The organism is Azospirillum sp. B2RO_4 (assembly GCF_051124815.1).
Lineage (GTDB): Bacteria > Pseudomonadota > Alphaproteobacteria > Azospirillales > Azospirillaceae > Azospirillum.
On record NZ_CP118489.1, the window covers coordinates 17,458 to 30,832 of the forward strand.

At 69.6% G+C, this 13,375-nt stretch carries 12 protein-coding genes; 6 read left to right on the plus strand and 6 right to left on the minus strand.

Annotation, left to right across the window (positions count from 1 at the left end; translation table 11 throughout):
• Window positions 1–171 precede the first annotated feature (171 nt).
• Window positions 172–954 carry a GntR family transcriptional regulator gene (locus tag PWS46_RS23550; RefSeq protein ID WP_434624420.1) on the plus strand — a complete coding sequence of 261 codons (783 nt, stop codon included), beginning with the start codon at window positions 172–174 and terminating at the stop codon, window positions 952–954.
• 3 nt (window positions 955–957) lie between these two features.
• Here PWS46_RS23550 and PWS46_RS23555 read toward each other — a convergent pair whose 3' ends face one another.
• The 3 genes from PWS46_RS23555 to kduI are packed head-to-tail and all read right to left on the minus strand — an operon-like array spanning window position 958 to window position 2,994.
• Window positions 958–1,329 (minus strand): cupin domain-containing protein, encoded by a 372-nt coding sequence (locus PWS46_RS23555; protein WP_434623944.1) that lies wholly within the window; start codon window positions 1,327–1,329, stop codon window positions 958–960.
• Between the two features lie 58 nt (window positions 1,330–1,387).
• The gene (kduD, locus tag PWS46_RS23560) at window positions 1,388–2,146 is read right to left on the minus strand and encodes a 2-dehydro-3-deoxy-D-gluconate 5-dehydrogenase KduD (protein ID WP_434623946.1); all 759 of its coding nucleotides are present in this window, start codon (window positions 2,144–2,146) and stop codon (window positions 1,388–1,390) included.
• A gap of 11 nt (window positions 2,147–2,157) precedes the next feature.
• A complete protein-coding gene (gene kduI / locus PWS46_RS23565) occupies window positions 2,158–2,994 on the minus strand; it encodes a 5-dehydro-4-deoxy-D-glucuronate isomerase (protein ID WP_434623948.1) in 837 nt (278 codons plus the stop codon).
• 404 nt (window positions 2,995–3,398) lie between these two features.
• Here kduI and PWS46_RS23570 point away from each other — a divergent pair, with 404 nt between their 5' ends.
• Window positions 3,399–3,845: a methylglyoxal synthase gene (locus tag PWS46_RS23570; RefSeq protein WP_434623950.1), complete on the plus strand. Its 447-nt coding sequence runs from the start codon at window positions 3,399–3,401 to the stop codon at window positions 3,843–3,845.
• A 16-nt stretch (window positions 3,846–3,861) separates the two neighbouring features.
• Here the strand turns inward: PWS46_RS23570 and PWS46_RS23575 are convergent, their stop codons facing one another.
• On the minus strand, window positions 3,862–4,623 hold the full coding sequence (locus PWS46_RS23575; protein ID WP_434623952.1) for a GntR family transcriptional regulator: 762 nt from the start codon (window positions 4,621–4,623) through the stop codon (window positions 3,862–3,864).
• Window positions 4,624–4,858: 235 nt separating this feature from the next.
• Between PWS46_RS23575 and PWS46_RS23580 the strand changes: the two genes are divergently transcribed.
• Genes PWS46_RS23580 through PWS46_RS23595 form a run of 4 tightly spaced genes read left to right on the plus strand, consistent with a single transcriptional unit; the run spans window position 4,859 to window position 11,763 of the window.
• Window positions 4,859–6,139 carry an NHLP bacteriocin system secretion protein gene (locus PWS46_RS23580; protein ID WP_434623954.1) on the plus strand — a complete coding sequence of 427 codons (1,281 nt, stop codon included), beginning with the start codon at window positions 4,859–4,861 and terminating at the stop codon, window positions 6,137–6,139.
• A 2-nt stretch (window positions 6,140–6,141) separates the two neighbouring features.
• Window positions 6,142–8,313 carry an NHLP family bacteriocin export ABC transporter peptidase/permease/ATPase subunit gene (locus tag PWS46_RS23585; protein WP_434623956.1) on the plus strand — a complete coding sequence of 724 codons (2,172 nt, stop codon included), beginning with the start codon at window positions 6,142–6,144 and terminating at the stop codon, window positions 8,311–8,313.
• A 4-nt stretch (window positions 8,314–8,317) separates the two neighbouring features.
• Entirely contained in the window at window positions 8,318–11,212 is a 2,895-nt protein-coding gene (locus PWS46_RS23590) for an NHLP bacteriocin export ABC transporter permease/ATPase subunit (RefSeq protein WP_434623958.1), read from the plus strand.
• Window positions 11,213–11,220: 8 nt separating this feature from the next.
• Window positions 11,221–11,763: a cyclic nucleotide-binding domain-containing protein gene (locus PWS46_RS23595; protein WP_434623960.1), complete on the plus strand. Its 543-nt coding sequence runs from the start codon at window positions 11,221–11,223 to the stop codon at window positions 11,761–11,763.
• A gap of 137 nt (window positions 11,764–11,900) precedes the next feature.
• Here the strand turns inward: PWS46_RS23595 and PWS46_RS23600 are convergent, their stop codons facing one another.
• Window positions 11,901–13,127 (minus strand): polyhydroxyalkanoate depolymerase, encoded by a 1,227-nt coding sequence (locus PWS46_RS23600; RefSeq protein WP_434623962.1) that lies wholly within the window; start codon window positions 13,125–13,127, stop codon window positions 11,901–11,903.
• Between the two features lie 9 nt (window positions 13,128–13,136).
• Complete coding sequence (locus PWS46_RS23605) at window positions 13,137–13,352, minus strand: hypothetical protein (RefSeq protein ID WP_434623964.1); 216 nt, start codon at window positions 13,350–13,352, stop codon at window positions 13,137–13,139.
• Window positions 13,353–13,375: the final 23 nt, after the last annotated feature.

Sequence of the window (13,375 nt, forward strand, 5' to 3'; positions counted from 1 at the left end):
GTTCCCGTTCCGCGGCTTCGGCGCCCCCGCAGCCTGCGCCCAGTCGCCGCACCCGATCCTTTTGGGAGATCGGCGATGGATTTGACCTTGGTGAAGGGGGACGGGTAGATTGACGGGTATGACGAACATCCCACGGGTGGCGGCGCGCCGCCCGGTTACATGCCTGCCGGAATGGAGCCATCGGTGAAGAAGGTCGCGACGACAGAGGATGAAGGCGGCCTGGTCTCCGCAACCGTGCGCCGCGCGGCGGCCCCGGCCGCGGCGGTCCGTCCGCCGCGCCGTGCCGCCACCGTGGCCTCGCGCATCTACCGCGATCTGCGGGCGGAGATCGTCTCGCTGAAGCGCAAGCCCGGCGACGCCATCGCCGAGAAGCAGATCGCCGAGTCCTATGGCGTCAGCCGCACGCCGGTGCGCGAGGCGGTGCTGAAGCTCGCCGACGAAGGGCTGATCGAGATTTTCCCGCAGTCCGGCACCTTCGTGTCGCGCATCCCGCTGGACGCCCTGCCGGAGGCCTTCGCCATCCGCAAGGCGCTGGAGGAGGCGACGGTGCGCTATGCGGCGGCGCGGGCCAGCCGCAGCCAGATCGCGGCGCTCCGCGCCAATCTGGAACTGCAGCGGGAGATGCAGGAAACCGCCAACTATGAAGGCTTCCATCAGGCCGACGAGGCGTTCCACGCGCTGATCGCCGACATCGCCGGCTATCCGGGTTTCTGGACGCTGATCCAGCAGACCAAGGTGCAGATCGACCGCTACCGCCTGCTGACCCTGCCGGTGCGGGGCCGCATCGCCGAGGTGATCGCGGAGCATGCCGCCATTGTCGAGGCGGTGGCGGCCAACGATCCCGCGGCCGCCATCAAGGCGCTGGACGATCACCTGGACGACCTGCAGATCTCGGTCGCCGACATCCGGCGCGACTATCCGCGCTTTTTCACCGCGCCGGGCGATCCGGTTTAAACGTTACTTGGCGTCGGCTTCCGCGGCGTAGGCCACCGGCTCGCCCAGGAAGTCCTCGCGGATCGGCGTGAAGATGTCGAGCAGCACGCCCGGCTCCAGCGCGACCACGCCATGCAGCACGTTGGACGGCACCATATAGCCGTCGCCGGCGTTCAGGCGTTGCGTGCGGCCGTCGATGGTGACGTCGAACGACCCCTTCTCCACCACGGCGCACTGGACATGGGGATGGCGATGCTGCGCCCCGATGGCGCCGGCCTCGAACTCCACCCGCACCATCATCATCGTGTCGTTGTAGCCGAGGATCTTGCGGCGCACGCCGTCGCCCAGATCCTGCCACGGAATGTCGCCCGCGGTCACGAACACGTCTGTGGTCATCTCTCCCCTCTCCCTGCTGGAAGGTGCCCTCTCGCGGAGAGAGGGGCGTTGTTGCGGATCACCGCGCCAGCCAGCCGCCGTCGACCGGCAGGATGGTGCCGTGCACATAGTCGGAGGCGTCCGACGCCAGGAACACCGCCGGGCCGGCCATGTCGGCCGGCACGCTCCAGCGCCCGGCCGGGATGCGGGCCAGGATCTCGGCGTTGCGCTTCTCGTCGGCGCGCAGAGCCGTGGTGTTGTTGGTCTCGACATAGCCGGGGGCGATGGCGTTCACGTTGATGCCCTTGCCCGCCCATTCGCAGGCCAGCAGCTTGGTGATGCCGGCGACGCCGCTCTTGGAGGCCGTGTAGGACGGCACCCGGATGCCGCCCTGGAAGGACAGCATCGACGCGATGTTGATGATCTTGCCCTTGGCGTTCCGGCCCATGACGTGGCGGCCGAAGGCCTGGCAGAGGAAGAAGGTCGACTTGACGTTGACGGTCATCACCTCGTCCCAGTCGGCTTCGGTGAAGTCGATGGAATCGGCGCGGCGGATGATGCCGGCGTTGTTGACGAGGATGTCGACCTTGCCCAGCCCGGCGACCGCCTCCTCCATGATGCGGGGGATCGGCTCGATGCTGGTGAAGTCGGCGGCGATGGAGACGAAGCGCCGGCCGGTCGCCTCCACCATCGCCTGCGTCTCGGCCGGCGGGGTGCGGCCGGCCACCGCGACGTCGGCGCCGGCCTGGGCCAGCGCCACGGCGATGGCCTGACCGATGCCGGTGTTGGCGCCGGTGACCAGCGCCGTTTTGCCGGAGAGATCGAAGGGGGTCGTCATGGCGGTCGTCCTCAGCGCAGGCGGTCCATGGCGACGAAGTCCATGTCCGTGAAGTCCTGGTTGTCGCCGCCCATCGCCCAGATGAAGGTGTAGTTGCGGGTGCCGACGCCGGAATGGATCGACCAGGGCGGGGAGATCACCGCCTGCTCGTTGGCGACCACGAGGTGGCGGGTCTGCTCCGGCTCGCCCATCAGGTGGATGACGCGCGCCTCTTCCGGCAGGTCGAAGTAGAAGTAGACCTCGCAGCGCCGGTCATGGGTGTGGCACGGCATCGTGTTCCACATGTTGTTCGGCTTCAGCACCGTCATGCCAAGCACCAGCTGCGCGGTGCGCACCACGTCCGGGTGGATCATCTGGTAGATGGTGCGCTCGTTCGACTGGGCCGGGTCGCCGAGATGCACGGCCTTGGCCTGGCCGATCGAGATCTTCATCGTCTCGAACCGGGCATGGGCGGGGGTGCTGTTCAGGTAGAACTTGGCCGGCTCGCGGCGGTCCAGGCTCTCGAACGTGACGTCCTTGCTGCCCATCGCGATATAGAGCGCGTCGCGCGGCGCCAGCTCATAGACGGCACCGTCGACGGTGACGCGGCCGGCGCCGCCGACATTGACCACGCCCAGCTCGCGCCGGTCGAGGAAGTTGGGCGAGCCGATCTCCTTGGAGGACTCCAGCTTCACCGGGCCGGCGACCGGCATGGCGCCGCCCACCACGAAACGGTCGACGTGGCTGTAGGTGAAGACGGTCTCGTCGGCCTCGAAGATGGTCGGGACCAGGAAATGGTCGCGCAGAGTCTCGGTGTCGTAACCGCGGACGGCATCGGGGTGGGAGGCGTGCCGGACGGAGATTTTCATGGGATGGTCCTTTCAAATCTGTGCAGCCGGCTGTCCGGCAGGTTTGCGTCATCATACTAATATACTAGTAAGCAGGGCAAGGACTAATGAGGGAAAGCCGGACATTTCACAGCGCGGAGGGTGCGACAAAGACGCTTTGGGCGGTCGAACCGTGGCAGGGGGCAGGGTAATCGCATATGGCAATTATGATCCTACACAAGGAAGCACGTCATTCCCGCGAAGGCGGGAATCCAGCCATTTCAGTCGCTTTGCACGATGGTTTCCTGGATCCCCGCCTTCGCGGGGATGACGGAAGTCCTTTTATGGGATTCTGGATTCCATATGCGATTGCCCGGGGGGAGCCGCGTTGCGCTGGCGGGCGGGGTAATATATTAGTGAACGGTCCCCGTCCGGAGTGTCCGCCAATGACCAGCCAGCAGCCCCGCAAGCGCATCGCCCTCGTCGCCCATGACGCCCGCAAGGCGGACCTCATCGCCTGGATCGGCGCCAACATCGCGGCGCTGGACGGTCACGCCTATTGGGCGACCGGCACCACCGGCCAGAAGGTGCGCGACGCCCATCCAGCCCTGGACGTGACCCCGCTGAAGAGCGGCCCGCTGGGCGGCGATCAGCAGATCGGCGCGATGATCGCGGAGGGGCGGATCGACCTGCTGGTCTTCTTCGTCGATCCGATGACCGCCCAGCCGCACGACGTGGATGTGAAGGCGCTGACCCGGCTGGCGACGCTCTACAACATCCCGATGGCCTGCAACGAGGCGACGGCCGACATGATCGTCTCCTCGCCCCATTTCGCCGGCGGCTACACGCCGCGCGCCGCCAGCTTCACGGAATACGAGACGCGCCGGGTGTGAGCATGTTCCGCCGGCCTCAGGCGGTGAAATACTGCGGATAGGTCTTCTGGACGTCGGCGATGCCCAGTTGCAGGTCGGTCAGGTGGCGGCGCAGCTCGCCGACCGCGCGGTCGGGGTCGCGGGCGGCGACCGCCTCGACGATGGCGCTGTGTTCGCCCAGCGCCTTGTCCATCCGGCCGGCCGCCGGCAGGGTCAGGTGGCGGTAGCGGTCGATCTGCCGCTTCACCTGCTGGGTCACCGCCCAGAAGCCGGGATAGCCGGAAATCTCCGCCAACAGCGCGTGGAACGCCTCGTCGGCATCGTGGAAGCCGTCGAGATTGCCGGCCTCCTTCATCTCGCGCTGCAGTTCCAGGTTGGCGCGCAGGCGGGCGATCTGGCTGCCGGTCGCCTGTTCGGCGGCGTAGCGCACCGTCGCCTCCTCCAGCGCGCGGCGGATGGCGATGGCCTCCGGCAGGGCACTGAGGGGGATGCGGGCGACGAAGGTGCCGGACTGTGGGAACACCTCCACCAACCCTTCGTCGGCGAGCTTCAGCATCGCCTCGCGCACCGGCGTGCGGCTGACGCCATAGGCCTCCGCCACCTCCTTCTCGATCACCGGCTCGCCCGGCTTGCGGCGCAGCGAGACGATGTCGTCGCGCAGGTCGCGGTAGATGGTGCCCGACACGGTGGCGCCGCGGTGGGCGGGCCTCGCGGTGGCGCTGGCGGGCTGACGGCGTCGGCGACGGCGCGCCGGAGCGGCCACCGCCACCAAATTCGAATCGCCCGCGTTGGAAGTCATTGTCGTCCCGATCCTGTCCTTCGGCCTGACGCCGCGGTTACTAATATATCGCTGCGCTTCCATGGGCGAAAAGCCTTTTGCCGCCGGAAATTCATGGCCGTCCGGCGACAGTTCCTGTGACAGCGTGGGACGGGCGGTTCAGCAGGGTTGCAATGGCCCCGCTGCTTGTTTCACTCTCCACAACCTACCCATTCGTATAGCCACCTTTACACCGCCCATTGCGAGCCCGATCCGCATGACCGCAGCGCCGACCACCCCATCGCCGTCGGAAAGGCTGTTCCGCAAGGCGGCGCTCGACCGGCTGTCGTCGCCGGAGGAACTGGACCGGCTGGTCACGCTGACCACGCCGCGGGGCTGGCTGGCGCTGACCGCGCTGCTGGGGCTGCTGGCGCTGGCGCTGGTGTGGGCGGTGGTGGGGACCATCCCGACGCGGGTGACCGGCTCCGGCCTGCTGGTCAGCAGCGGCGGCCGGGTGTTCGACGCCGTCGCCAGCGCGTCCGGCGCGCTGGTGGCGCCGCTGGTCAAGCCCGGCGACACGGTGACCGCCGGCCAGCTGCTGGCCCGCGTCGACAAGGCGGAGCTTGAACAGACGCTCGACCATGCGCGGGCGGTGGTGCGGGAGCGGGAGCAGGATCTGGCCCGCCGCACCAATCAGCTGGAGCGCGAGGCGCAGGCCCGCCGCGCCAACTTCGCCGCCCGCCGCGCCGCCCTGCGTCAGGTGGTTGCCGCCGCCGAGACGCGGGTGCAGTTCCTCGACACCCTGCTGCGCGGCCAGGAGGACATCGCCAGCCGCGGCTTCACCACCCGCCAGCGGGTGGAGGACACCCGGCAGGAGCTGGCCGCCGCCCGCCAGAAGGTCAGCGACGCCAAGAGCCAGCTTCTGCAGATCGACACCGAGGAACTGGACATGGCCAGCCGGGCCGAGCAGACGCTGACCGAGGGCCGCGACCGCGTCGCCGACGCCCGCCGGCGGGTGGATGAACTTGCCCTGCAACTGGAGCAGGACACGCGGATCCTCAGCCCGACCGACGGGCGCGTCACCGAATGGAAGGTGGCGGAGGGGGCGCGCGTGGCGGCCGGCACCCCGGTGGTCAGCATCGAAAGCGGATCGCGCGGCCTGCAGCTGGTGCTCTATGTCCCACCGGAGCATGGCAAGAAGCTGAAGCCCGGCATGGATGTCCGCATCGCGCCGTCGACGGTGCGCAAGGAAGAATACGGCACGCTGGTCGGCCGGGTCGCCGAGGTGTCGGACTTCCCCTCCACCCCGCAGGGCATGCTGGCGGTGCTGCAGAACGACCGGCTGGTGACGCAGTTCTCCGCCAAGGGACCGCCCTTCGCCGTGCGCGTCGATCTGGTGCCGGAGGCCGGCACGCCGTCCGGCTACCGCTGGTCGTCCGGCGGCGGTCCCGCCATGACCATCACCAGCGGCACGCTGGCCGAGGGCGAGGTGACGGTGCGCGAACAGCCGCCGATGGCCTTTGTCATCCCGGCGCTGCGCAAGGCGACCGGCCTGTGAGCATGACGGCACCGGTCCGCAAGCAGACCCGTGTGCGCACGCCCACCCTGCTGCAGATGGAGGCGGTGGAGTGCGGCGCCGCCTCGCTCGGCATCGTTCTGGCCTATTTCGGCCGCTGGGTGCCGCTGGAGGAGCTGCGCGTCGCCTGCGGCGTGTCGCGCGACGGCAGCAAGGCCAGCAACCTGCTGCGCGCCGCCCGGCGCTACGGCCTGACCGCCAAGGGCTTCAAGAAGGAGCCCGACGCGCTGGCCGACATGCCCTGGCCGTTGATCGTCCATTGGAACTTCAACCATTATCTGGTCTTCGAAGGCTTCAGGGGCGATCACGCCTATCTGAACGACCCGGTCACCGGCCCGCGCCGCGTCACCCGCGCAGAGTTCTCCGAGGCCTTCACCGGCGTGGCGCTGGCTTTCGAAAAGGGACCGGAGTTCGTCGCCGGTGAGAGGCCGCCGAGCCTTGCCGGCATGCTGGGACGGCAGTTGACGCGGTCGCGCGCCGCGGTGGGATTCGCGCTGGCCGCCAGTCTGGCGCTGGTGCTGCCGGGCATCGCCCTGCCGGCGTTCACAAAGGCCTTCATCGACGAGGTGCTGATCGGCGGGCAGCGCAGCTGGCTGGTGCCGCTGCTGTTGGGGATGGGCGCCACGGCGCTGCTGCGGGCGGCGCTGACGGCGCTGCAGCAGTCGGCCCTGCTGAAGCTGGAGACCAAATTCGCGCTGGTGATGGCCAGCCGCTATGTCTGGCGGCTGCTGCAGCTTCCGGTGCCCTTCTTCGGCCAGCGCCATCCCGGCGACATCGCCGGACGCGTCGCCGCCAACGACCGGGTGGCGCGGCTCTTGTCGGGGGAGATGGCGACGGCGGCGATGAGCCTGCTGACGGTCGTCTTCTTCGGGCTGGTCATGCTGACCTACGACGTGGCGCTGGCGGCGGTGACCATCCTGCTGGTGCTGGGCAACGTGCTGTTCCTGCGCGGCGCCTCGCGCGGGCGGGAGGATGCCGGGCGGCGCCTGCTGTCGGAACAGGCCAAGCTGGGCGCCGTCACCATCGGCAGCATCCAGGCGATCGAGACGCTGAAGTCGGCCGGGCTGGAGGGGCAGGCGTTCGAGCGCTGGGCCGGCTATCAGGCGCGGCTGCTGTCGGTGCGCCAGACGCTGGGGGTGCATTCGGCGATGCTGACGGTGGCGCCGGCCTTCCTCAATGCGCTGGGCACGGCGGCGATCCTGGGGCTGGGCGCGGTGCGGGTGATGGACGGGGCGCTGACCGTCGGCGCGCTGGTGGCGTTCCAGAGCCTGGCCGCCAGCTTTTCCGAGCCCGTCGCCAAGCTGGTCGGCATGGGCGGGACGCTGCAGCGGGTGAAGGCCGACCTGCAGCGGCTGAACGACACGCTGGACCATGCGCCCGACCCGCAGTCCGGCCTTGCCGCCGAGGGGGCGGAGATTGCGGACGGGCCGGCGCGGCTGAGCGGGGCGGTGGAACTGGTCGACGTGTCCTTCGGCTACAGCGTGCTCGATCCGCCGCTGATCGAGGGGCTGTCGCTGGCGCTGGCGCCGGGGATGCGGGTGGCGCTGGTCGGCGGGTCGGGCAGCGGGAAATCCACCGTCGGCCGGCTGATCTGCGGTCTCGTCCAGCCCTGGTCGGGACAAATCCTGTTCGACGGGCGGGCGCCGGCGGAGATCCCGGTGGGGCTGCGCGCCGCCTCCATCGCCTATGTCGACCAGGACGTCTTCCTGTTCGACGGCTCGGTGCGCGACAACCTGACCCTGTGGGACCGGACGGTGCCGGAGGCGGCGCTGACCCGCGCGCTGGAGGACGCTGCCATCCTGGGCGAGGTCGCCGGGCGCCAGGGGCAGCTCGACGCGCCGGTCGCCGAAGGGGGCGTGAATTTCAGCGGCGGCCAGCGCCAACGGCTGGAGATCGCCCGCGCGCTGACCGGCAACCCGTCGATCCTGGTGCTGGACGAGGCGACGGCGGCGCTGGACGTCGCGACGGAGAAGCTGATCGACGACAATCTGCGGCGGCGCGGCTGCACCTGCATCATCATCGCCCACCGGCTGAGCACGATCCGCGATTGCGACGAGATCATCGTGCTGAACCAGGGCCGGGTGGTGGAGCGCGGCAGTCACGAGGACCTTCTGGCGCGCGGCGGCGAATATGCCTCGCTGATCGCGGCGGGGTGAGGCGATGGACGTTCTGGACAGCCCCGCGACGCTGCGCGCGCCCATTCTGGTGGAGGGCGGCAACCATCGGCCGCTGACGCTGGACGACCCGCGGCTGGGCTGGCGGGTGGAGGACGGCTATGTCGACCTGTTCCACCTCGCAGGCGGCGGCCGGCGCCGCCACCTGTTCCGGGCGGAGACCGGGGCGCTGCTTTTCGGGGTCGGCAAGCAGGAGGACGCGACTCTGGTCGCGGTCGGCTCCATCGGCTCGCGCCTCAGCGGGGTTGAACGGGGGGCGCTGGCCGGGGCGGAGGATTTCCTGCCCCATGCCGAGGCCTGGATTCTGCGCCTGACCGATGCCGCGACCGGCGGCGAGGCGGTCTGGCCCGACCGGGTGGCGGAACCGGGCGAGCGCTCGCTCGGTCCCGGCGAACGGCTCCACGCCGACCCGCGCCGGCCGCTGTGGCTGACGGTGACGGATGGGGAGGCGACGTGGCTGGGTGGTCGGGCGACGGGGGCGGGAGAGCCGTCGCTGCCGATGGCCGACCGCGCCTGGATCGAGTCTGTGGCCGGCGCCGCCGTTTCGGTCGCCGAGGCGTGGCCCGATGCCGCCACGCTGTGGCCGGCCTTCGACCGCTTCCATGCGCTGGCGCTCGACCGCATCGGCGGGCGCATCGCCGCCCAGGCCGACAGCGAAGCGAAGCGCGCCCAGCGCAGCCGGGACTCGGCGAGGGACTCGCTGGCCCAGGCGCTGGGCGGCCTGTCCAACCTCGTCGACGGGCGGGCGAACACGGCCGCGCCGGTGCTTGTCGATCCGTTGTCGGGTGCGCTGGCCGCGCTGATGGCACAGATGGGGCTGGAGGAGCCGCTTCCCCGCATCGATGCCGCCGGCAAGCCGGCCAATGAAATGCTGGACCTGATGCTGGCTGCCGCGCGCCTGCGCGGCCGCAAGGTGATCCTGCGCGACGGCTGGTGGCGGGGCGAAGGGGCGCCGATGCTCGGCTGGCTGGAGGAGGGCAGGGTGCCGGTGGCGCTGCTGCCCACCCCGGCCGGCTTCGACATGCTGGATGGCGGTGGCCGGCGCCGCGTGACGCAGGACCTCGCCGATGGCATCGCGGCGGAGGCGCTGCATCTCTACCGCCCGCTGCCGGCCCGCGCGCTGGGTGCGGCGGAGGCGATCCGCTTTCCCCTGCGCGGCCTGGGCGGCGACGGGATGCGGCTGGGGCTGAGCGGGCTGGCGGCGGCGGTGCTGGGGCTGCTGGTGCCGGTCGCCACCGGCTTCCTGTTCGACAGCGCCATTCCGCGCGCCGATACCGGGCAGCTGGTCTTCATCATCGCCGGGCTGGTCGCCGCCGCCATCGGCGGCGCGGCGTTTGACATCGTCAAGGTGATGGCGGTGCTGCGGCTGGAAAGCCGGATCGACGGGGTGATGCAGGCCGCCTTCATCGACCGGCTGTTCGCCCTGCCGGTCGGCTTCTTCCGCCGCTACACCGCCGGCGACCTCGCCGACCGGGCGCTGGGGTTGCAGACCGTGCGCGAGATTCTGGCGGCCAGCACGGTGACCGGCCTGCTGGGGGCGCTGTTCGGGTTGATCAGCCTGGGGCTGCTGGCCGTCTATGACTGGCGCCTCGCCCTGATCGCCACCGGGCTGGCGCTGCTGTCCGCGCTGGTGACCGCGGCGCTGTCCTATGGCCAGTTGCGGCACGAGCGCGAGCATATCCGCCGACAGGGCCGCCTGGACGGGCTGGTGCTGCAGCTGATCGTCGGCATCGGCAAGCTGCGCGTCGCCGGGGCGGAGCCGCGGGCGATGGCGGAATGGGCGCGCGGATTCTCGGCGCAGAAGTCCCGCGCGGTGGCCGCCCAGCGCTACGGCAACGCGCTGGAGACCTTCCACGCCGCCTTCCCGACGCTGGCGACCATCGCGGTGTTCCTGGCGGTGGCGTTGCTGATGGAATCGGACGCCAAGCAGCAGGCGCTCCAGGCGCTCGCCGTCACGCCGGGGCAGGAGGCGCCGGCCCCCTTCTCCACCGGCAGTTTCCTGGCCTTCATCACCGCCTTCGGCCAACTGCTGGCGGCGCTGACCGAGATGGCGCATTCCCTGACCAAGAGCCTGACCGTCCTGCCGCTGCTGGAGCGCGCCCGCCCGATCCTGGAGACAGCGCCCGAGGTCCCGGCCGGCCGTGACGCGCCGGGCGAACTGCAGGGCGGCATCACCTTGAGCCGCGTCGGCTTCCGCTATGCCCCCGATGCGCCGCCGGTGCTGCACGACCTCAGCCTGTCGATCGAACCGGGCGAGTTCGTCGCCATCGTCGGCGCGTCGGGCAGCGGCAAATCCACGGTGATGCGCCTGCTGCTCGGCTTCGAGCGGCCGGACCAGGGGGAGGTGTTCTTCGACGGGCGCGCCGCCGAACGGCTCGACCTCGCCGCCGTGCGCCGGCAGATCGGCGTGGTGCTGCAGAACGGGCGCATCACCTCGGGCAGCCTGTTCCAGAACATCGTCGGCACGGCGCCGCTCGGGCTGGACGATGCGTGGCACGCGGCGCGGCTGGTCGGGCTGGACCGCGACATCGAACAGATGCCGATGGGCATGCACACGGTGCTGATGGACGGCGGCGGCACCCTGTCGGGCGGTCAGCGCCAGCGGCTGATGATCGCCCGCGCCCTGGTCCACCGCCCGCGCGTCCTGCTGCTGGACGAGGCGACCAGCGCGCTCGACAACCGCACCCAGGCGGTGGTGACGGCGTCGCTCGCCAAGCTCAGCGTCACCCGCGTGGTGATCGCCCACCGGCTCAGCACCATCCGCGACGTCGACCGCATCCTGGTGCTGGAGGCCGGCCGGCTGGTGCAGTCCGGGCGGTACGAGGATCTGATGGCGGTGGACGGGCCGTTCCGGACGCTGGCCAGCCGGCAGTTGCTTTAGGGGGAACGATGCGCAAGGTCCTGTATATTCTCGGCAATCTCAGCGACGAGGACATCGAGTGGATGGCCCGCGCCGGCCGGCGGCTCGATCTGGCAGGCGGGCAGGTGCTGGTGCGCCAGGGGGAGGCGTCGGAGTCGCTCTACATCGTGCTGGAGGGCCATGCCACCGTCGATGTCGCCGGGGTCGGGACGGTGGCGCGGCTGGGCAGCGGCGAGGTGGTCGGCGAGGTGTCCTTCGTCGATTCGGCCCCGCCCTCGGCCACCGTGTCGGCGGACGGGCGCTGCATCGTCCTGGCGCTGGCGAAGCGGGAGATCGAGTCGCGGCTGCGCAGCGACGGCGGCTTTGCCGGGCGCTTCTACAAGGCCTTGGCGATCTTCCTGGCCGACCGTCTGCGCGGCACCGTCGACCGGCTGAAATACGGCAAGGGCCAGTCGATGGACGCCGGCCGGATCATGGAGGACGAGCTGGACGAGGGGCTGCTCGATCAGGTCTCGCTCGCCGGCGCGCGGTTCGAGCGGATGCTGCGGACGCTGATGGCGGCGCGGGGGTAGGGGGAGGCCTGTAACCGCGGGCCCCTCCCTAACCCATATATGTTGAGATTGGCTCCCCCGCCCTCGGCCGGCCAGAGGCCGGTCCGATTGCGGGAGAGGTAGGGAGGGGACACCCGTAGCCGGCGCCCCCGATCCCCTCACTCGCCGTCGTGGCTTTGGATGAAGCTGCGGATTTCCGGCAGGATCGCTTCGCGCCAGCGGCGGCCGTTGAAGATGCCGTAATGGCCGACACCCTTCTGGAAATGCGTCTTGCGCATCCCGTCCGGCAGCGACGAGCACAGGCGCTGCGCCGCGATGGTCTGGCCGGGGGCGGAGATGTCGTCCAGCTCGCCCTCCACCGTCATCACGGCGGTTTTGCGGATCGCCGACGGTTCCACCTTGCGGCCGCGCGAGACCATCTTGCCTTCCGGCAGGGCGTGCTTCTGGAACACCGTCTCGATGGTCTGCAGGTAGAATTCCGCCGACAGGTCCATCACCGACAGATATTCGTCGTAGAAGCGGCGATGCTGCTCGGCCGAATCGCCGTCGCCGCGGACGAGGTGGCGGAACAGGCCGACATGCTCGTTGATATGGCGGTCGAGGTTCATCGACATGAAGCCCGACAGCTGGATGAAGCCCGGATAGACGCGGCGGAAGGCGCCCGGATAATAGACCGGGACCGTGGTGATGACGCTGCGCTCGAACCACTTCAGCGGGCGTTCCATCGCCAGCTTGACCGGCGTCGTGGGGTTGGCCATCGGGTCGATGGGGCCGCCCATCAGGGTCATGCTGCGCGCCTGCACCGGCTCGTCCGCCGCCGCCATCAGCGATACCGCCGCCATCACCGGTACCGCCGGCTGGCAGACCGCGATGACGTGGGTGTTCGGCCCCAGGAAGCGGATCAGCTCCGCCACCGTGTCGATATAGTCGTCCAGGTCGAAGCGCCCGGCCGCCATCGGCACCAGCCGCACGTCGATCCAGTCCGTGATGTAGACGTCATGGTCGCGCATCAGCGCTTCCACCGTGCCGCGCAGCAGCGTGGCGTGGTGGCCCGACATCGGGGCGACCAGCAGCACCTTGGGCTGGCGCGGCGTGCCTTCCGGCTTGGCGAAGTTCAGCAGCTTGCAGAAGGGGGACTGCCAGACGAACCGTTCGGTAACCGGTACCGTCTGCCCATCGACCACCGTCTCCGCCAGACCGAATGCCGGCTTGCCGAAGCGGCGGGTCGTCCGCTCCACCAGCTCGGCCCCGGCGGCGACCGCCCGGCCAAGTTTGGTGTAGGACAACGGCATCAGCGGGTTTTGGAAGGTGTGCTGGGCGGCTTCGGCCCAGAAACGCATCGGCCGCATGGCGGCGTGTTGCATGTCGTACAGATGGTACAGCAAATCAGATCCTCACGTCACGGCTGCCCCCGGTCGGCCAGGGTCGGTTATCTCTTCGATCCGCTTATTGATCGTATTACCAACCATATCCTTCGTCAGGGGTCGCGTATAGGTCAAGAGCTTCTTCGCATTTGCAAAGCTCTGTTGTTGAAAGAACATTGCACTGCACAAAAAATTATCAACCGTAACAATCCCGCTATGACCAAGGCGCGGGAATCCGTTGGTCATACTGACGTTCTGGAACGGCTGCT

Excerpts from the sequence above, each read along its gene's own strand:
- PWS46_RS23550 (WP_434624420.1), top strand. The coding sequence starts at position 172 with ATGGAGCCATCGGTGAAGAAGGTCGCGACGACAGAGGATGAAGGCGGC.
- PWS46_RS23555 (WP_434623944.1), bottom strand. The coding sequence starts at position 1,329 with ATGACCACAGACGTGTTCGTGACCGCGGGCGACATTCCGTGGCAGGAT.
- kduD (WP_434623946.1), bottom strand. The coding sequence starts at position 2,146 with ATGACGACCCCCTTCGATCTCTCCGGCAAAACGGCGCTGGTCACCGGC.
- kduI (WP_434623948.1), bottom strand. The coding sequence starts at position 2,994 with ATGAAAATCTCCGTCCGGCACGCCTCCCACCCCGATGCCGTCCGCGGT.
- PWS46_RS23570 (WP_434623950.1), top strand. The coding sequence starts at position 3,399 with ATGACCAGCCAGCAGCCCCGCAAGCGCATCGCCCTCGTCGCCCATGAC.
- PWS46_RS23575 (WP_434623952.1), bottom strand. The coding sequence starts at position 4,623 with ATGACTTCCAACGCGGGCGATTCGAATTTGGTGGCGGTGGCCGCTCCG.
- PWS46_RS23580 (WP_434623954.1), top strand. The coding sequence starts at position 4,859 with ATGACCGCAGCGCCGACCACCCCATCGCCGTCGGAAAGGCTGTTCCGC.
- PWS46_RS23585 (WP_434623956.1), top strand. The coding sequence starts at position 6,142 with ATGACGGCACCGGTCCGCAAGCAGACCCGTGTGCGCACGCCCACCCTG.
- PWS46_RS23590 (WP_434623958.1), top strand. The coding sequence starts at position 8,318 with ATGGACGTTCTGGACAGCCCCGCGACGCTGCGCGCGCCCATTCTGGTG.
- PWS46_RS23595 (WP_434623960.1), top strand. The coding sequence starts at position 11,221 with ATGCGCAAGGTCCTGTATATTCTCGGCAATCTCAGCGACGAGGACATC.
- PWS46_RS23605 (WP_434623964.1), bottom strand. The coding sequence starts at position 13,352 with ATGACCAACGGATTCCCGCGCCTTGGTCATAGCGGGATTGTTACGGTT.